Genomic DNA, 17424 nt, shown 5'->3' with positions numbered 1-17424 from the left:
TCAATGCTCCGCCTCGCCCTTGCCCATTTCGGCCTTGAGCAGGAAAGCGCCCTTGGTCGCGATCACCGCGCCGGGCTTCACCCCGTCGACGATTTCGATACGGCCGCCGCCACGCTTGCCGGTGACCACTGTGGTCGCCTGGAAGCCTTTGGCAGTCTTGACGAACACGACTTCGCGGCCCTCGACGGTCTGCACCGCCTCTTCGGGCAGCGCGATGAGCGTGGAACCTGCGGCGCCCTGCGGCTTGATCCGCGCACGCAGCCCCTGGCCGGGCGTGAGGCCGCCGATGCCATCGGGGACGAGGACAATCGTTGCGGTCTTGCTGTCGGGATCGAGGCTCGGGGTTGCCGAGCGAACCACAGCATTCACAGTCTCACCGCCGAGCAGTTCAATCACCGCCGTATCGCCGGGCTTGATCCGCCGGGCATCTGCGGCGAGCACCGAGGCATTGATCTGGATGCGACGGGGATCGGAAACCCGGAACAATTCGGTGCCCGCTAGCACATAGGACCCGAGTTTCGCGTCGGACTTGGTGACCCGCCCCGAAATCAGGCTCGTCACCGCAAGGGTGCGGCCGTCGCCCGATACCTTGGCGGCCGATGCCGCCGACTGCGAACGCCGTGCTTCGGATTCGGCCTCTGAGAGCGCCGCCGCGGCGGCCTCGAGATCCTGCTTTGCGGTGATGCGCGCATCGAAGAGCTTCTTTTCGCGGGCGTATGTCGAGCGGGCAAGAGCCAGCCGCGCCGTTGCCGAACTGCGTTCGGACGCGATCGCAGCCGCATCGCGGCTTTCCATGACCGCCACCGTGTCACCGATGCTGACATAGTCGCCAAGCCGCCGATTGATGCGCGTGATCGCCCCGTCGGCGCGCGCCGTTAACACGGCCTCGCCTTCAGGGGTCGCTGCCACGATACCCTGTGCCAGGATCTCCGATCCGAGACCGCCGGACTGGATCGTCTCAGTGACGATGCCAGCGCCCTTGGCGCGCGCCACGTCCATCAGGATCTGGCCTTCGACATGGCCTTCCTCTTCTTTCTCGGCGGGTGCTGCCGCGGGTGCGGCAGCTTCGGGCGCGGTCATCGATCGTCCGATCAATATCCCGCCGCCGCCGAGTATGAGCGCCCCGACCGCGACGGCGGCCATGAGGCGGTTCTTGTTTTCGAAAATTTGCATGATGTTCAGTCCCCTATTGCGCGTTCGCGCGGCCCAGCGCAGCCAAGGCGCGGGCGCGGTCGAGTTCGGCTTCAATGAGTTTGAGGTTGGCGCTGGTCAGCGCCTCCTGGGCATCGATCAGCTCGATGAGCGTGAACTTGCCCTGCTGGTATCCGATTTCGGCAACCCGGGCCGCTTCGCTCGCCTGAAAGAGTCCGGCGCCCGACAAGGCCGTCACACGCTCGGTGGCGGCCGCGAGCATCAGCTCGGCATCGCGCCGCGAGAAGCGGGTATCGAGACGCGTCTGGGCAAGCTCGGCTTCGGCGGCTTCGCCGCTCGCGCGCGCTGCATAGATATTGCCGCGATTGCGGTTGAACACCGGCAGCGGGATCGAAACGCCGACGATGAACGCGGTGTCCTTGCTTTCCCGAAAGTTGCGCACCCCGCCCGACGCCGTGATGTCGGGAACGCCCTCAGCCTGAGCGAGCCGGATTCGCGCCGAAGCCGCATCGCGCTCGGCTGCCGCGAGGCGTTCGTCGAGGCTCTGGGCATCGGCAGGCAAGGCCGGCGGTGTCGGAATATCCTGAGCGATGGCCGACAATTCGGGATCCTCGCTGCCGATGCGCAAGGCCAACTCCTGCCGCGCCGACAAAAGCTCCGCCTTTGCGCGCAGGCTTTCGGCCTTCGCCTCGGCGAGCAACGCGTCGGCGCGCAGCTTGGTTAGCGGCGGATCGCGTCCGACATCGACGAGCGTCTCAGCGATCCGCGCGAGTTCGACCGCCCTAGCATAGTCGCTGTCGGCGAGCTTCGCGCGATCTTCGGCCGCGCGCAACTTGGCGTGCGAAACGATGATGTCATATGCGAGGTCGGCCTCGGCCCTGCGGAGCGCGATTTGCGCAAACTCTCGCTCGGCCGCCGCGACCTCTTTGCGGGCGCGCCTCTTGCCCCCGAGTTCGAACGGCTGCGAGACCGCGACTGTGGTCTCGGTCTGGCCAAAGGTTCGATAAGGCCCGGTGCCGCTGAAATTCTCAACTTCGGCGGATATGGTAGGGTTCGGCCGCACGCCGGCCTGCATGGCGCGGCCTTCGGCCGCCTTCAGTTCGGCTTTGGCCTTGGCAATTCGAGGGGAGACATCCTGACCGCGCGCAAGCGCGTCGGACAACGAGACAGGTTCGGCGAACGCCGGCTGACCTGCCATGGTCAGCAACCCTGCAAACAGCAGGGTGCCCAATGATTTCGACATAAATACTCCTGATCAATGCGTCACGGCGCAGGCAAAGGCCTGCGCGAAGCAGAGATCAGGCGGCGGGAGGTTCGGTGGGGGGAGCGGTCGCGCGCGAAGCGAGTGCCGAAGCGGTGCCGGCGAGATGCACGTCACGCGTCGACAACCAGCCACCGGCCGCGTCCGATGCGTCAACGGCCAAGCCTGTGGGGCAATGATGGTGATGCACCAGTTCGGTGCCGCTGCCCGTCGGGCTGTTGTCGTCGGGGGCCGCGTCGTCGGCGGCCTCCGCAAACACATGCTGATGCGCGTCGACGCCAATCGGCGCAGCGTCATAGGCCATGACCGGTGTGTCCGGGCAAGCCAAAAGCGCCACAATGAGCAACAGGAACTGGATCGCGCGATTTCGCATCAACCGCCGGTTAGCAGCCGGACGAGACGCAGGCAAGCCGAGGATCATGGCGCATCCTGGCGCATATAAGTCTGCAAATCGTCCGGCATTGGCGCGAAGGCGCTAATGCGGGCGCGACCGGTGTTGCCGGTCGGGAGGCGGCCGGTCAGCGCGCCGAGTGGAACGAGGGCAATGCGCAGCAACTGACCCGACATTTCCCGCATATCGCGGCGCGAAAAAGCGAATGCGAGCATCGTAATATGCGATCCCATGTGCAGCCATAACCTGGGCTGAGCGGCGATATGGGCGCGCTCGAGGTGCCGCCATGCCGCAGCGAAGTCGCCGATTGCCCGCGCTGTTCGATATTCCCTCAGTTCGAGAAAATAAGCGGTGCGCACGGGGTCTTCGGCTTTGCTTGATGCCTTTGCGATCTTAGCGGGGTGGGGGTCGTTTGCCATGCGCGTTCCTCTCGAATAACCTCGAGTCGGAACGCGACCTACACCCTGTAGTTACTACAGGGTCAAGCACCTAATCGAGGACAGCGCTGATCTTGAGGTCATTCGCAACAGCTTGGAACGGATTATTGCGCTGACCCAATGGCGCCCGCCGCCGATATTGGGCGGCGCAGATTGGTTCGAAAGGCGTATGCCGGTCACGAGACGCTGAGCGAGTTCCCCATCATGGGACTCCGTGTTCGGCCGGTTCTCACCTCAGTCTGAGGGATCTGAATTGGCGTCACCGGCCCTGCGCCACGTCCCGACCACCCGCAGCCTCCACTCAGAGATTGATTTCGATCCTGCCGAGGCGGGTAGCTGCAGCTTGTCAACGGAAGGGATCGCAACTACACGCGTGGATGTGCCAACTTCGCCCGCCCGTGCAATTGACCGCCTGATCGCGATGCTCTGCGTGGCGCTGATGATGTTCTATGCGGCGACAATGCCCGCCAAGGCAGCCGGCCAGATCCAGCATGCGCCGGCCCTCATGGTGGTGCACGATCATGAAGGGGCAGATAGTTTCGCGATCGACGCTGTGCACGACGACCATGCGGCGCCTCATGACGATTCGCACGATACCGGTGATCAGCCCGACGACGATCTGGATGGCAGTCACCATCATCATGGCGATAGCGGGCCGAACCTGCTCATTCCCAATATCGCAACTGCAACCTCCCTTGCGCCTTCGGGCTCGCTGCTTGGCGGGCGGATCGAGCGGCCGATTGCCGGCCTGCGAGCTCTCGGACCCGAGCGCCCTCCCAGAACCATCTCGCTGACCGTCTGAGTTCCCGCGCCGCCTGAGGCGTGGGATGTTTCTACGCCTTTCAGCGAGGCCGTTATCTCATGTTTTTCCATAATCGCGCGCGCTTTGGCGCGCATGCTGCCCGTAGAGTCTTGCTCTGCGGGAGCGCCCTGCTGGCCGCCTTCGCGCTGCCGGTCCAGGCGCAGAACCTAAGTCTCGATGAAGCGCTGTCGCGGGTTGCCGCCAGCGATCCTGCGGTCGCCGCCAACGCCGCAAGGCTCGAAGCGGCCGATGCCGCCATATTGCAGGCCGACGTCCGACCGCGGGATGTGGTCGGGATCGACTTCGAGGACTTCGCGGGGACCGACCCCTATTCGCCGTTAAACCAGTCACAGACGACGGGCTGGTACGAACGGACGTGGGAGCGCGGCGGCAAGCGCGAGGCGCGGATCAGCGCCGCGCGCGCCGATGTCGCGATCGTCGGCCAGCAGAACCGCATTCGCCTGCTCGACCGGCTCGCGCGCGTTCAAGCGGCGTGGGTCGAAGCCCTCGCCGCGGAAGCGGCGATCCCCGTCGCCGAAGCACGACTTACCGACCTCAAGCGCGTCGAACTCGACGTCGTCCGCCGCGTGACCGGCGCGCTCGATCCGTGGTTCGCCGCCGAACGCGCCCGCACCAATGTCGCGCAGGCCGAGATCGCGCTTGAACAGGCACGCGAGACCGCGCGAAACGCGCGAGCGAACCTCGCGGTCTGGTGGGGCGGCACCGGCGACTATCAGCTCGATGCCGTTGCGTTTCAAACGCTCGACGTGGCGGTTCCCGCCACCGGCGACTCAGCCGATGTCGCGGTCCTCGCGGCCGAGATCACGGCGGCCGAGGCAAAGGTGAAGCTTGCGGAAACCGGCAATGTCGCCGATCCGAGCGCCCGTGTCGGCCTTCGCCATTTCGGGCAAGGCAATGATCTGGCGGTGATGGTCGGCGGCTCGATTCCGCTCGGCAGCAAGGCCGCCAATCGCGGCAATGTCGAACGCGCGCGCGCCGAACAGCGCGCACTCGAAGCCGAGGTTGCGGTCACGCGCGTCGAAATCGGCCGCGAGATCGACCGGCTGGTCGCCGACCGCCGGCTGATCGCCTCCGAAATCAAGCGTATCGACGAGGAGGTGCTTCCCAGCGCCAGTCGCGCCGTGCGCCTGATCAGCGACGGGCTGGCGCGCGGGGGCACCGCCTTCACCTTCCTCGAGTTCAGCCAGGCGCAGATCGCCGCCCATGACGCGCGCTCGCGCCGCGTCGAACTCTTGCGCCGCTTCCACCTTATGGGCGTGCGCCTCGACCGCCTGACCGGCCGCCACGCGGCCCTCATCCCGACCATGGAGAATGCTCGATGAGCAGAAAACATCTTATGTGGGCGTTCCCACTCCTCACTGCCGCGCTCCTCGTTTCGTGCAGCGACGGTCCTCCGACGAAAGATGGCGGCGAAGCCGCTGCCAAGGCCGGCGAATATGAGCGCGGCCCGCATCGCGGGCGGATGCTGCGCGACGGCGATTTCGCCCTCGAGGTCACCATCTTCGAAGATGGCGTCGATCCGGAGTTCCGCGTCTATGCCTTCCGGAACGACAAGCCGGTCAAGCCGTCCGAGGTCAAACTGACGATGGAGCTTGGCCGTCTCGGCGGCAAGATCGACCGGTTCAGCTTCACGCCGCAAGAGGATTTCCTGCGCGGCAGCGGCGTCGTCACCGAACCGCACAGCTTCGACGTTCGCGTTGCGGCGTCGGAAGGCGGGCGCAACCACAAATGGTCCTACGCCTCCTATGAGGGCCGCACCACGATCACCGCCGAAGCCGCGAAGGCGGGTGGGGTCAAGGTCGAGGCGGCGGGCGGCGCGACCGTCAGCGACCTCATCGACATGGGCGGGCGGATCGAGATCACGCCCGAAGGCAAGGCCGATGTCCGCGCCCGGCTTCCCGGCCTGATCATGTCGCTGAATGGCAAGCTCGGCCAGCAAGTACGGCGCGGCCAAATTCTCGCACGGGTGGAATCGAGCCATTCGCTCCAGACCTACAGCATCACGGCGCCGATCAGCGGCACGATTGTTGAAAAGAATGTCAATGTCGGCGACACGACCGGCGATCGCGCGCTCTTCGTCATCGCCGATCCGACCAAGCTTCATGCCGAGTTCTTCGTCTATCCGCGCGACGCCGAACGGGTCCGCGTCGGCCAGCCGGTGAACCTGCGCAGCCTGTCGGGCGAAGCGCGCTTCGAGGGAGAGGTCGAAGCGATTCTGCCGACCGCCGACATCAGCAGCCAGACACTGATGGCGCATGTCCATCTACCGCCGACGGCGTCGCGCACATTCCGGCCCGGCATGGGGGTCGAGGGCAGCTTCGCGGTGGCGCAGGCCAATGTGCCGCTCGCGGTGCGAACCAAGGCGATCCAGCGCTTCCGCGACTTCGAGGTCGTCTTCGCCAAGGTTGGTAATACTTATGAGGTGCGGATGCTCGAAATCGGGCGGCGCACACCCGAATGGACCGAAGTCCTCGGCGGGCTCGCGCCCGGCGAAGTCTATGTCGTCGACGGAGCCTTCCTGATCCGCGCCGACATCGAGAAATCGGGGGCCAGCCATGACCACTGACACCAGCTCCCCGCCAGACAAGGCGCATTTGCTCGAACGGATGATCGCGGGCTCGATCCGCTTCCGCTGGGCGGTCCTCACCGCCGTCCTCCTTCTCTGCGCGATCGGCGTCTGGAGCTTCCAGCGGCTGCCGATCGACGCTACCCCCGACATCACTAACGTCCAGGTCCAGGTCAACAGCGAGGCACCCGGCTTCTCGCCGCTCGAAGCCGAGCAGCGCGTGACCTTCCCCGTCGAGACCGCGATCGCCGGCCTGCCGGGGCTGCAATATACGCGCTCGGTCTCGCGCTATGGCCTGAGCCAGGTCACCGCGGTCTTCGAGGACGGCACGAGCATCTATTTTGCGCGCCAGCTGATCAACGAAAGGCTGCAATCGGCGCGCGAACAGCTTCCGCCAGGGGTCGCCCCCGAAATGGGACCGATCGCGACCGGCCTCGGCGAAATCTTCATGTATACGCTCGAGGCCGACCCCGGCGCAAAGAAGCCCGATGGCAGTGCCTACACGCCCGAGGACCTTCGCACGCTCCAGGATTGGGTCATCCGGCCCCAGCTCCGCAACACGCCCGGCGTCACTGAGGTCAACAGCATCGGCGGCTATGAGCGCCAATATCATGTCACGCCAATCCCGGCGCGATTGTCGGCCTATGGGCTGACGCTCGACGATGTGGTGCGCGCGCTGAAATCCAACAACGACAATAGCGGCGCGGGCTATGTCGAACGCTATGGCGAGCAATATCTTGTCCGCACCCCGGGCCAGGCGTTGGGCATCGACGATCTGAAGGCGATCATCGTCAGCAACCGGAACGGCATCCCGATCCGCGTTGCCGACGTCGCCGACATCGATCTCGGCGAGGAGCTGCGCACCGGCGCCGCGACCGAAAATGGCAAGGAGGTGGTGCTCGGAACCGTCTTCATGCTCGCGGGCGAGAATAGCCGGATCGTGGCGCGTGCCGCCGCGGAACGGCTCGAGGTCGCCGCACGGGCGCTGCCCGCCGGGGTCAAGGCGGTGCCGATCTACGACCGCACCGATCTGGTCGAACGCGCGGTCTGGACGGTCGAGAAGAATCTGCTCGAAGGGGCGCTCCTCGTCATCGTCATCCTTTTCCTGTTGCTCGGCAACGTCCGCGCGGCGCTGATCACCGCGGCGGTCATCCCGATCACGATGCTGATGACGATCACCGGCATGGTGCGGGGCGGCATCTCGGGGAACTTGATGAGCCTCGGCGCGCTCGATTTCGGGCTGATCGTCGATGGCGCGGTGATCATCGTCGAAAATTGCCTCCGCCGCTTCGGCGAGGCGCAGCACAAGGCCGGGCGACTGCTCGATCGTGGTGAACGGTTCGCGCTCGCGGCCTCGGCGACGTCGGAGGTCATCCGCCCCTCGCTGTTCGGCATGCTGATCATCGCGCTCGTCTATGTGCCGATCTTCGCGCTCACCGGGGTCGAGGGCAAGATGTTCCATCCGATGGCGATCACCGTCGTGATGGCGCTGACCGCGGCGCTGATCCTCTCGCTCACCTTCGTGCCGGCGGCGATCGCGCTGTTCGTCACCGGCAAGGTCGAGGAGAAGGAAAGCCGGCTGATGCTGTGGGCGCGCAAGGCCTATGCGCCCGCGCTCGACAGCGCCTTGAAGCTGCGCACCGCGTTCGTTGCGGGCGCGGTCGCGCTTGTCGCCATCGCGGGGTTCGCTTCGACGCGCATGGGGTCCGAGTTCGTCCCCAATCTCGACGAAGGCGATATTGCGATGCACGCGCTGCGCATTCCGGGCACCAGCCTGAGCCAGGCGATCTCGATGCAGACGACGCTCGAAGCACGGATCAAACAGTTCCCCGAGGTCGACCGGGTGGTGGCGAAGATCGGCACGGCCGAAGTCGCGACCGATCCGATGCCGCCGTCGGTCGCCGACACCTTCATCATCATGAAGGACCGCAAGGACTGGCCCGATCCGAGAAAGCCGAAGACCCAGCTCGTCCGCGAGATGCAGGCCGCCGTGGCCCAGATCCCGGGGAATAATTACGAGTTCACCCAGCCGATCCAGATGCGTTTCAACGAGCTTCTCTCGGGGGTTCGCGCCGATGTCGCGATCAAGGTGTTTGGCGACGATCTCGACACGCTGCGCGAAGTCGGCGACGCGATCGAGACTGTGGCCTCGGGTATCGAGGGCGCGCAGGATGTCGGCGTCGAGCAGGTCACCGGCCTGCCGGTGCTCCAGATCACGCCCGACCGGGCGGCGCTCGCGCGCTTCGGGCTCAACGTCGGCGACGTCCAGAATGTCGTCGCCGTGTCGATCGGCGGGGTCGAGGCCGGGCAGATCTTCGAGGGCGACCGGCGCTTCCCGATCATCGTGCGCCTGCCCGAAGCGGCGCGCGAGCGGGTCGACGAGCTCGGCCGGCTGCGCATCCCCTTGCCGGGTCCAGACAGCGAGATGCGCGGGTTCGTGCCGCTCGCAGATGTGGCGAAGGTCGAGGTGGTGATCGGTCCGAACCAGATCAGCCGCGAGGATGGCAAGCGCCGCGTCGTGGTGACCGCCAATGTCCGCGGCCGCGATCTTGGCTCCTTCATCGAGGAGCTGAGAACAAAGGTCGATGCCGAGGTCGAGGTGCCAGCAGGCTACTGGATCAGCTATGGCGGGACGTTCGAACAGCTTATCTCGGCGGCCAAGCGGCTCCAACTCGTGGTGCCCGCCGCACTGCTGCTGATCTTCGGCCTGCTCTATGCGCTGTTCCGCTCGGCGAAGGATGCCGGAATCGTCTTCTCGGGGGTGCCGCTGGCACTTACCGGGGGCGTCGCGGCGCTGCTGGTGCGCGGCATGCCGTTGTCGATCTCGGCGGGCGTCGGGTTTATCGCGCTCTCCGGGGTCGCGGTGCTCAACGGCGTCGTCATGCTGAGCTTCATCCGGCAGCTTCGCGAAGGGGGGAGCGGACTCGATGTGGCGATCCGCGAGGGTGCGCTGACGCGTCTCCGCCCGGTGCTGATGACCGCGCTGGTGGCGAGCCTCGGCTTCGTGCCGATGGCGTTCAACGTCGGCGCGGGGGCGGAGGTCCAGCGTCCGCTCGCGACGGTGGTGATCGGCGGGATCGTCTCCTCGACGATCCTCACCTTGCTCATCCTGCCGGCGCTCTACCGCATGGTGCACGGCCGCCGCGCCAAGGACCCAAATCCCGAGCCCCCAGCGGCCAAGCCTTTACCGGCTTGACCACTCGCCCCGCGCGCCCAGTCGGCGCGCGGGGCACCCATTCCCGACATTCTAGGAGTATTATGATGTCTATCCGATCCATCGCTCCGCCGGGCGGCGTCCTGCGCGCCGCACTGCTCGCCGCGAGCCTCCTTCTTCTCTGTTTCGCGATCGGCGCAGAAGCCTGGGCGCACAATGTCGCCGAGGGCGACAAGGGCTATATCCAGGAAAGCAGCGGCATTCTCTTCTGGCCGTTCGTCTATCTCGGGGCCAAGCATATGGTCACCGGTTACGACCATCTGCTCTTCCTCTTCGGTGTGATCTTCTTCCTCTACCGGATGAAGGACATAGGGCTGTATGTGACATTGTTCGCGATCGGCCATTCGACGACGATGCTGTTCGGCGTGCTCACCGGCATCAGCGCCAACGCCTATATCATCGACGCGATCATCGGCCTGTCGGTCGTCTACAAGGCGCTCGACAATCTCGGCGCCTATCAGCGCTGGTTCGGCGTCCAGCCCAACACCAAGGCCGCGACCTTGATCTTCGGCTTCTTCCACGGCTTCGGCCTCGCGACGAAAATCCTCGAGTTCGAGATCGCGAACGAAGGCCTGATCCCCAACCTGCTCGCCTTCAACATCGGGGTCGAGATCGGGCAATTGCTCGCGCTCGGCACGATCCTCATCCTGATGGGATTTTGGCGCCGCACCCCGAGCTTCATGCGCCATGCCTTCGCCGTCAACACCATCCTCATGACCGCGGGCTTCGTGCTCGTCGGCTACCAGCTCGCCGGCCTCGCGGCCGCTTAATCGAAGGAAACCACATCATGTTCAATTCACAGCGCCCCCGCCCCGAAGACCTGCCGACCAGCAGCCAGCTGATCCGCGCGACCGCGCTCGCCGCCGTTGCCGCGGGCGCCATCCTCGTCGCCGTCGTGCTGCCCAGCGAATATGCGATCGATCCGACCGGGATCGGCGGCGCGCTTGGCCTCACCGAAATGGGCGAGGTCAAGCTGCAGCTCGCCAAAGAGGCCGCGGCCGACGCGGCCACCGGAAGTGCTTCCGCCGCTCCGGCTGCCCAGGTGGCATCTCCGACAGCAACCGCCGCCAAGGCGGACGCGCCGCAACGCTCGGAAACGATGAAGCTTACCCTCGCGCCAGGACAGGGTGCCGAAATCAAGGCGACGATGGCGAAGGACGCGCGCCTCAACTTCAACTGGTCGGTCGAAGGCGGGCGCGTCAATTTCGACACGCACGCCGACGCACCGGGCATCGCGTACCACGGCTATGGCAAGGGCAAGGATACCACCGGCGAGAGCGGCGAACTTGTCGCAGCCTTCGACGGCAAGCACGGCTGGTTCTGGCGCAATCGCTCGGACGCGCCCGTGACGATTACGCTGCGCACCGACGGCGCCTATAGCGACATCCGCCGCGTTGTCTGACAAGGCAACAATGATTTGACGGACTCCGGCCCGGTCGCCGACCGGGTCGGAGACGATGCCCCTATAATCGCCGACAGCGGAGTTCCACCTATGCTCGCCGTTCTTGCCAACCGGACCTACCGCCACCTGTTCCTCGCGCAGATCATCGCGCTCGTCGGCACGGGCCTCGCAACGGTCGCGCTTGGCCTCCTCGCCTTCGAGATCGCCGGCGCCGATGCAGGCGCAGTGCTCGGGACCGCGATGGCGATCAAGATGGTCGCTTATATCGGCGTTGCGCCGGTCGTCGGAGCCTATGCTTCACGCCTGCCGCGCAAGCCCTTCCTCGTCGCGATGGATGTGGTGCGCGGCCTCGTCGCGCTGTTCCTGCCTTTCGTCGACCAGGTGTGGCAAATCTATCTCCTGATCTTCATCCTCCAGTCGGCGTCGGCCGGGTTCACGCCAACCTTCCAGGCGACGATCCCCGACGTGCTGCCCGACGAGAAGGATTATACGCGCGCCCTGTCGCTCTCGCGTCTGGCCTATGACATGGAAAGCCTCGTCAGCCCTATCCTCGCCGCCGCGCTGCTTGGTATCATCAGTTTCCACTGGCTCTTCTCGGGCACCGCGATCGGCTTCGCCTGCTCGGCTTTGCTCGTGCTGTCGGTCACGCTGCCGCGCACCGCGGCCAAGGCGCCAGACGGCGGCATCTATGACAAGACGACGCAAGGCACCCGCCAATATCTGAGGACCCCGCGGCTTCGCGGCCTGCTGGCGGTTACGCTTGCCGCGGCGGCCGCCAGTGCGATGGTCATCGTCAACACGCCGGCGGTGGTGCGCGGCCTTCTCGGGCTGGGACAGAGCGAGATGGCGATCACGCTTGCAGCCTTCGGCGGCGGCTCGATGCTCGCGGCGCTGCTGTTGCCGCGCCTGCTCGATCGGGTCGCCGACCGCGCCGTGATGATTGCGGCAGCCGTGGCCATGACCGTCGTCCTCGCCGTGCTGGCAGCATCATGGTCGATGCACGAGGCGCCGGGCTATTGGAGCTTCCTGCTGCTGGGCTGGTTTGCGCTCGGCGTCAGTTATTCCGCCAGCATCACGCCGGGCGGGCGTCTGCTCCGCCGCTCGTCGGATGCTGGGGGCCGGCCGGCCCTGTTTGCGGCCCAATTCGCGCTGAGCCATGTCTGCTGGCTTGTCGCCTATCCGCTCGCCGGCCAGGTTGGTGCCCGCGCCGGAATGGGCACGGCCCTCGCCGCAAGCGCGGTGCTGGCGCTCATGGGAACGCTCATCGCCCTGCGTGTCTGGCCGCGCGAGGACCCGGACATCCTGACGCATCGTCATGACGATTTGCCGGCGGACCATCCGCATCTTCGCGAGGATCATGCGACGGGGGAAGCAGAACACGCATTCGTAATTGACGATCTGCACCCCCACTGGCCAGACCGATAGGGGTTCGCCTCTTAACGACTCACGTCCGATTAAGGAGCCGATTGTCCTCGAAAAATGGAGCATGCCCTGACACTGTCGAGATCACCGCGCCAGCATGAAACACGGGGGGATCGACCGTCGGCGAGTTTTGTCAATTTTGCGCGCTGGCTTGCCTAACGAAGCCATTCCAACCGTGAAACCTACTGGCGGCTCGATGCGTAGAACATGGCCGCGATGATCCGCTCGCCGCGCAGTTCGTGGAAAAGTGCGCTGACAACATGCCCGATGAGATAAGCCCACATCAACGGGGCCACCGTTTCATGAACTTCCATGAGGGGGCTAGCCGAGGCCACGAAATAGCCAACGACACCGCTTAGCGCCATCACCGAGGCAATGATGAGTCCCAGACCATGAATGGCGCTGGCAAATGGCCGCTCCCTGTTTCCGTCCTCGATCGGTGCAAATAGTCTTTTGGCATCGGTAGCGACAAACCTGAGTTGCTTCGGCGAGAACCAAGGGAAAAACGCAACGAGGCGCGTCTCGCCCGAACGCAAGACACTCCAGATCCAGAATGCCGCGAGCAGCGACGTCGCAGCGATCCCAACCTTTTCATGGATTTCAAAAAAGCTATCTCCGGGACGGTTGCGAGTCGGGCTTTGCATCACCAAACTAAGGCCCAATTGCGTCATGATGGCGAGCGCCACCAACCAGTGCAGAATCTTGGTGGCGGTCGACCGTCTATTTTTCAACACGGCATCGGACATAAATACCCACTCCTGTGTTCGCGAGGTCACTGTTAGCGCCTTTCCAATTGTTCAGAAGCCTAACCGAAGCGCCACCCTCACGGTTCGCGGCCGCAGTGGCGTAATCTGCTTGCCCAGCGCCACGGTGAACGGATTTCCGTAGGAAAAGCTGTTCCCGCTAACATTCAGGAGATTTGTGGCATCGAGCGTCAGCGCCCAGTCCCTTGCCGCGAGCGAAGCGGAAAAATCGAGCTGGGTCGTTTCGCCATGCTCGAGGATGAGCGGCGCGGTCGTCCCAAGGCTCGATGCGCCGATTAGCCTTACGGTCCCGTCGAGTTTCAGGCTCAGCCGGTCGGACAGCGGGCTTTCCCAAGCCGCCGTAAACCGTCCACCGGTTCGAGCGACGTTGGGAAGCGGTCTTTCGTCGGCCTCTTCGAGCCCCTCCACGGGATTGGTCAGCGCGCTGCGATTGATGAACAGCGCACCGTCGAAAAACAGGTGATCGGTTACGTGCCACCGGCCGTTGATCTCCGCACCATAAACCGTGCCGCGTCCGATATTTTCGGTAAAGGGTAGCCCGTCGCTTCCAATCAGGTCGGCTTGGATACTGGTCCAGATCGAATAGAATGCTGTGATGCCGCCGGAAAAACGGGGCCTCGCGCTGTCAGCCTCGCTGCCGAACCGGACCCCGAGTTCGACGTTGTGGATCGAGTCCGAATCGAATCGCTGCGCGGAATTGATCTGTCCCCCCGTGATCGCGATGCCGCCACTGCGGAAGCCGCTTTGGTATCGCAAGAACGTCAGGAGGTCGGACGTCGGTTTCCATGACAGTGCCGCAGTCGGGAGGACACGAATTTGCCGACGCTTCGGTTCGAAATCCTCGCCGGAGCCACCCATCAGCTCCCCGATCGTCTCGGCAAAGACGACACGCCCCCCAAGCGTTCCGGAAAGGCGTGGAGCGATCCGCTGGGTCGCCTCGCCGAAGATTGCGACTTCGGTCTTCTGGTTTCGCAATTGCGCCAGCGTGACCGGCGCTCCGAGAGGGCCGAGCCGACGGTCGATACGGTCGATATTGCGGACGAGGCTAACCCCTGCGACCCAGCTGTTGCCCGAAGGCATGCCGTGCGAGAGGCGCGTCTCGTGGGTCAGGAGGCGAATCGCCTCATGCCCTTGGAATATCTGGATTTCCGGATTTCCTCCATACCCGGTCGCATCGAAGGTGTCCGACAGGTCATGGTCCACGATCCCGGTGGAGGAGAGCAGCTTGAGATCGCCCCAGTCCTTGGCGATTTCCAGTCCTGTCGCCTTGAAATCATTGTCGTGCGGCTGGGCGATATTGGCCGCATGGGTGCGGAGTGGCTGATCGATGTCGGCATATTGGCCATCGCGCGTATCGATGTTCTGGATGACGGCGTTGAGGTCGATCGTCCAATTATCGCCAGGCTCCACGCGCAGGTTTGCGCGCGCGCCGTCTATGCGCGTCCGGTTGGTATTGCGCATACCGAGCGTCGCATTGTCGATGTAGCCGCCTTCGACTTGGTTGTAGCCGACCACGCGGAGCGCCATTCGGTCGGCGATGACGGGGATATTGAGCATTCCGCCGAGATCATAGCCGGGTTCGGCATCGCGCGTGACGGATCGCCCGACGGTCGCCGAAGCGTGAAACCCGCCATTGTCCGCCATCCTGGGGACAATCCGCACGATGCCGCCGAGCGCGCCCGCGCCATAGAGAGTACCCTGGGGCCCTTCGATCACTTCGATGCGGTCGATGTCGTAGAGGCGCAAATCGGGCTCGGGGGCGTTATAGGTGAGCCGCAGGTCGCCAAGGTAGAGACCCACGGTCGATTGGGTCGGTCCCGAGAAGCTGCTGTCGGCAATCCCGCGCACGAACAATTTGTTGCGGCCGGGCCCAAGATTGGTCGAGGTCAGCGTCGGAATACGGGCAATGAATGCTGCCGTACCCTGATTTTCACCGAGGCCGATCCCGCCGACCGACTGAATATGTGCGGTGCCGGGATAGCTGTCGAGGGCCTGACCCTGCTTGGTCGCGGTCACGACGATTTCGGCGGGCGCCGGGGCCGCGGCGCTGGCTCTCGGCGGCGGCACGGCGGGCCGCGGTGCGGGCCGCACAGGCTTGGACCGCGGCGCCAAAGCGACGATCCGCACGGTCTGCGTATCGACGATCTGGTAGGTGAAACCGGTACCGCGCAGCATCGTCGTCAGCGCCTGGGCGATCGTCATCCGCCCGTGAACGGCTTTGCTGCGCGCGCCGGCGAGCCTCTGATCGATTCCGCCGATCGAGATTTGCGCCGCGTTACCAAGCGTGATCAATGCATTGTCGAGGCGCTGGGCTGGGATATCGAAGCGCTGGCTTTCCGCAGCGGCCGCCGGGCTTGCCGTCCAGATGGCGATCGCCGCTACGGGTATCAAATGGGTCCAGGTCACCGGATCAACGCGTCAATTGCCATCCCTTGGCACTATGACGCGCACGGACACCTAGCAAGGATTCCAGTTGGCGGAAAAGGCGCGCCTCGTCGCGATCGACGCGGATGACCCCCGAGAATCTCCGACCTGCCAGATCCGGCGATATGGTCACAGACGTGCCGAGCGACCGTGACAAGTCAACCGCGATCGTGGCGAGCGGCGCGTCGCGATAGCTCAACCGCCCCTGTTGCCATCCCCCCACGGTGGCCGGATCGACCGCCGACACGAGGACCTTCTTGGTTCCGCGCCGAACGCGTAGCTGTTTGCCCGGCGTGAGCGTCACCGCATCGGAGCCCGGTTGATACTGCACACTGCCTTCGGACACCGCGACTTCCAGACCATCGGCAGATTGTCGCACGTTGAAGATCGTGCCGACGTCGCGAAGGGTGCCGTCGCCGGTGTCGACAACAAAGGGGCGCGCGCTGTCATGCTTGATCGTGAAGATCGCCTCCCCGCTCTCGAGGCGGGCGAAGCGTTCGGCTTTCCGGTCGAACGCGATCGTGGTGCCGCCGTTGAGAGCGATTTTAGACCCATCGGCCAGAGCGATTTCGCGCGTCTCGCCCGGCAAGGTCGTGATCGTTTCCATCCCCGGCGACCTGAAGAATGCAGGAGACAGGAACAGCGCGAGGACGAGGCTGGCGGCGATCGCCAGAAAAGCGCGGCCCCGATACCATGGCAGCGCTCCAGGTTCATTGTCGTTGGAGGCCGGGGACAAAGGCTCGATGACCGTTTCGGTGCCTGCCAGTTCGTCGGAGAGATGCTCGTCCGCCATGGCAACGGCATCATAAGCATCGGCGTGCGCCGAATCGGCTTCCATCCATGCCGTGAACTCGGCCCACAGTGCCCCGTCGGCTGCCGGACCTTGCAGCCGCACATGCCATGCAATGGCGTCGTCAGTGATGCTACCGGTCCCCATCATCAATTCCTTCGGCCCATTGACGTTGCGGCGCGTCGATTTCCACATCGAGCTGCTGCTTGAGGTCCAGGACCGCTCGATACCCCCGTTGCAAATGCTTTTCGACCGCGCTGAGACTGATCCCCATTTCGGCAGCGATCTGCTTTTGCGGAACACCGTCGATCCGTACGGCCCGAAAGGCAAAGGCGGTGCGTTCGGGCAATGTGTCGAGGACCGCATCAACCCGCCGCAGCTGGTCGCGCGCAACCAGCAAGCGATCGGCCGACGGCTGGGCGTCGCGCGGGGCGGCGATGCTGCCCTCGATATGACCCTTGGTCCACTCGTGGTCGCGCGCGTTACGGCGCTGCGCCGAGCGGCGGCGATCGAGGACGAGATTCTCGGCGGCGCGATACAGATAGGCGAGCGGCTCGGCGATCAGGCTCGCATCGATATCGGCGAGCTTCAGCCACAGGTCCTGCAATATGTCTTCGCCATCGCCATCGCCGCGGAGACGAACACGCAAATAGCGCAGCAAGGCCGCCCGATTGGCCAGGAATATCGCTTCTAGCCCAGGGGCTTCGATCATCAAATGCTGCGCACTTCCATTTTTGCTCTCGCGGCTGGGCATGATCACTGCCCGATATCGACGAAA

15 protein-coding genes are annotated in these 17424 nt (G+C 64.7%); 7 read left to right on the top strand and 8 right to left on the bottom strand.

All coding sequences use genetic code 11. The features are described 5' to 3' along the window. From ACO055_RS14745 to ACO055_RS14730, 4 genes are read right to left on the bottom strand one after another with little or no spacing between them, the layout of a single operon-like run. On the bottom strand, nucleotides 1-1173 hold the full coding sequence (locus ACO055_RS14745; protein WP_282949217.1) for an efflux RND transporter periplasmic adaptor subunit: 1173 nt from the start codon (nucleotides 1171-1173) through the stop codon (nucleotides 1-3). 13 nt (nucleotides 1174-1186) lie between these two features. Further along, the gene (locus tag ACO055_RS14740) at nucleotides 1187-2395 is read right to left on the bottom strand and encodes a TolC family protein (RefSeq protein WP_282949218.1); all 1209 of its coding nucleotides are present in this window, start codon (nucleotides 2393-2395) and stop codon (nucleotides 1187-1189) included. A 55-nt stretch (nucleotides 2396-2450) separates the two neighbouring features. Then, nucleotides 2451-2834 (bottom strand): hypothetical protein, encoded by a 384-nt coding sequence (locus tag ACO055_RS14735; protein WP_282949219.1) that lies wholly within the window; start codon nucleotides 2832-2834, stop codon nucleotides 2451-2453. Further along, nucleotides 2831-3223 (bottom strand): DUF3703 domain-containing protein, encoded by a 393-nt coding sequence (locus ACO055_RS14730; protein WP_422059611.1) that lies wholly within the window; start codon nucleotides 3221-3223, stop codon nucleotides 2831-2833. The genes ACO055_RS14735 and ACO055_RS14730 overlap by 4 nt, the downstream gene beginning before the upstream one ends. A 391-nt stretch (nucleotides 3224-3614) precedes the next feature. Between ACO055_RS14730 and ACO055_RS14725 the strand changes: the two genes are divergently transcribed. The 7 genes from ACO055_RS14725 to ACO055_RS14695 all read left to right on the top strand — a co-directional run bounded on the left by ACO055_RS14725 (nucleotide 3615) and on the right by ACO055_RS14695 (nucleotide 12671). Further along, nucleotides 3615-4043 carry a hypothetical protein gene (locus ACO055_RS14725; RefSeq protein ID WP_422059610.1) on the top strand — a complete coding sequence of 143 codons (429 nt, stop codon included), beginning with the start codon at nucleotides 3615-3617 and terminating at the stop codon, nucleotides 4041-4043. 110 nt (nucleotides 4044-4153) lie between these two features. After that, a complete protein-coding gene (locus tag ACO055_RS14720) occupies nucleotides 4154-5386 on the top strand; it encodes a TolC family protein (protein ID WP_282949222.1) in 1233 nt (410 codons plus the stop codon). Further along, the gene (locus ACO055_RS14715) at nucleotides 5383-6630 is read left to right on the top strand and encodes an efflux RND transporter periplasmic adaptor subunit (protein WP_282949223.1); all 1248 of its coding nucleotides are present in this window, start codon (nucleotides 5383-5385) and stop codon (nucleotides 6628-6630) included. Before ACO055_RS14720 ends, ACO055_RS14715 begins: the two co-directional genes overlap by 4 nt. 28 nt (nucleotides 6631-6658) lie before the next feature. Then, nucleotides 6659-9826 carry an efflux RND transporter permease subunit gene (locus tag ACO055_RS14710; protein WP_422062480.1) on the top strand — a complete coding sequence of 1056 codons (3168 nt, stop codon included), beginning with the start codon at nucleotides 6659-6661 and terminating at the stop codon, nucleotides 9824-9826. 65 nt (nucleotides 9827-9891) lie between these two features. Continuing rightward, on the top strand, nucleotides 9892-10614 hold the full coding sequence (locus ACO055_RS14705; protein WP_282949225.1) for a HupE/UreJ family protein: 723 nt from the start codon (nucleotides 9892-9894) through the stop codon (nucleotides 10612-10614). A gap of 17 nt (nucleotides 10615-10631) precedes the next feature. After that, nucleotides 10632-11246 (top strand): transmembrane anchor protein, encoded by a 615-nt coding sequence (locus ACO055_RS14700; RefSeq protein ID WP_282949226.1) that lies wholly within the window; start codon nucleotides 10632-10634, stop codon nucleotides 11244-11246. Between the two features lie 90 nt (nucleotides 11247-11336). Beyond that, entirely contained in the window at nucleotides 11337-12671 is a 1335-nt protein-coding gene (locus tag ACO055_RS14695; protein WP_282949227.1) for an MFS transporter, read from the top strand. A 179-nt stretch (nucleotides 12672-12850) separates the two neighbouring features. Here the strand turns inward: ACO055_RS14695 and ACO055_RS14690 are convergent, their stop codons facing one another. The 4 genes from ACO055_RS14690 to ACO055_RS14675 are packed head-to-tail and all read right to left on the bottom strand — an operon-like array spanning nucleotide 12851 to nucleotide 17358. Next, nucleotides 12851-13414 (bottom strand): cytochrome b/b6 domain-containing protein, encoded by a 564-nt coding sequence (locus tag ACO055_RS14690; protein WP_282949228.1) that lies wholly within the window; start codon nucleotides 13412-13414, stop codon nucleotides 12851-12853. A 51-nt stretch (nucleotides 13415-13465) separates the two neighbouring features. Beyond that, a complete protein-coding gene (locus tag ACO055_RS14685; RefSeq protein ID WP_422059609.1) occupies nucleotides 13466-15838 on the bottom strand; it encodes a TonB-dependent receptor domain-containing protein in 2373 nt (790 codons plus the stop codon). 4 nt (nucleotides 15839-15842) lie between these two features. Then, nucleotides 15843-16793, bottom strand: a complete 951-nt coding sequence (locus tag ACO055_RS14680) for a FecR family protein (protein ID WP_242446189.1) — start codon at nucleotides 16791-16793, stop codon at nucleotides 15843-15845. Further along, complete coding sequence (locus ACO055_RS14675) at nucleotides 16780-17358, bottom strand: RNA polymerase sigma factor (protein ID WP_422059608.1); 579 nt, start codon at nucleotides 17356-17358, stop codon at nucleotides 16780-16782. Before ACO055_RS14675 ends, ACO055_RS14680 begins: the two co-directional genes overlap by 14 nt. Between the last annotated feature and the right edge of the window lie 66 nt (nucleotides 17359-17424).

The sequence above is a fragment of the Sphingopyxis sp. genome (assembly GCF_965227415.1).
Classification (GTDB): Bacteria; Pseudomonadota; Alphaproteobacteria; order Sphingomonadales; family Sphingomonadaceae; genus Sphingopyxis.
Note: the sequence above shows the minus strand (reverse complement) of the source record. Positions and strands in the feature narration are given on the sequence as shown.

What these genes read in the sequence shown, in the direction of transcription:
- ACO055_RS14745 (WP_282949217.1), bottom strand. Translation starts at nt 1,173, where the DNA reads ATGCAAATTTTCGAAAACAAGAACCGCCTCATGGCCGCCGTCGCGGTC.
- ACO055_RS14740 (WP_282949218.1), bottom strand. Translation starts at nt 2,395, where the DNA reads ATGTCGAAATCATTGGGCACCCTGCTGTTTGCAGGGTTGCTGACCATG.
- ACO055_RS14735 (WP_282949219.1), bottom strand. Translation starts at nt 2,834, where the DNA reads ATGATCCTCGGCTTGCCTGCGTCTCGTCCGGCTGCTAACCGGCGGTTG.
- ACO055_RS14730 (WP_422059611.1), bottom strand. Translation starts at nt 3,223, where the DNA reads ATGGCAAACGACCCCCACCCCGCTAAGATCGCAAAGGCATCAAGCAAA.
- ACO055_RS14715 (WP_282949223.1), top strand. Translation starts at nt 5,383, where the DNA reads ATGAGCAGAAAACATCTTATGTGGGCGTTCCCACTCCTCACTGCCGCG.
- ACO055_RS14705 (WP_282949225.1), top strand. Translation starts at nt 9,892, where the DNA reads ATGTCTATCCGATCCATCGCTCCGCCGGGCGGCGTCCTGCGCGCCGCA.
- ACO055_RS14700 (WP_282949226.1), top strand. Translation starts at nt 10,632, where the DNA reads ATGTTCAATTCACAGCGCCCCCGCCCCGAAGACCTGCCGACCAGCAGC.
- ACO055_RS14695 (WP_282949227.1), top strand. Translation starts at nt 11,337, where the DNA reads ATGCTCGCCGTTCTTGCCAACCGGACCTACCGCCACCTGTTCCTCGCG.
- ACO055_RS14690 (WP_282949228.1), bottom strand. Translation starts at nt 13,414, where the DNA reads ATGTCCGATGCCGTGTTGAAAAATAGACGGTCGACCGCCACCAAGATT.
- ACO055_RS14680 (WP_242446189.1), bottom strand. Translation starts at nt 16,793, where the DNA reads ATGGGGACCGGTAGCATCACTGACGACGCCATTGCATGGCATGTGCGG.
- ACO055_RS14675 (WP_422059608.1), bottom strand. Translation starts at nt 17,358, where the DNA reads ATGATCGAAGCCCCTGGGCTAGAAGCGATATTCCTGGCCAATCGGGCG.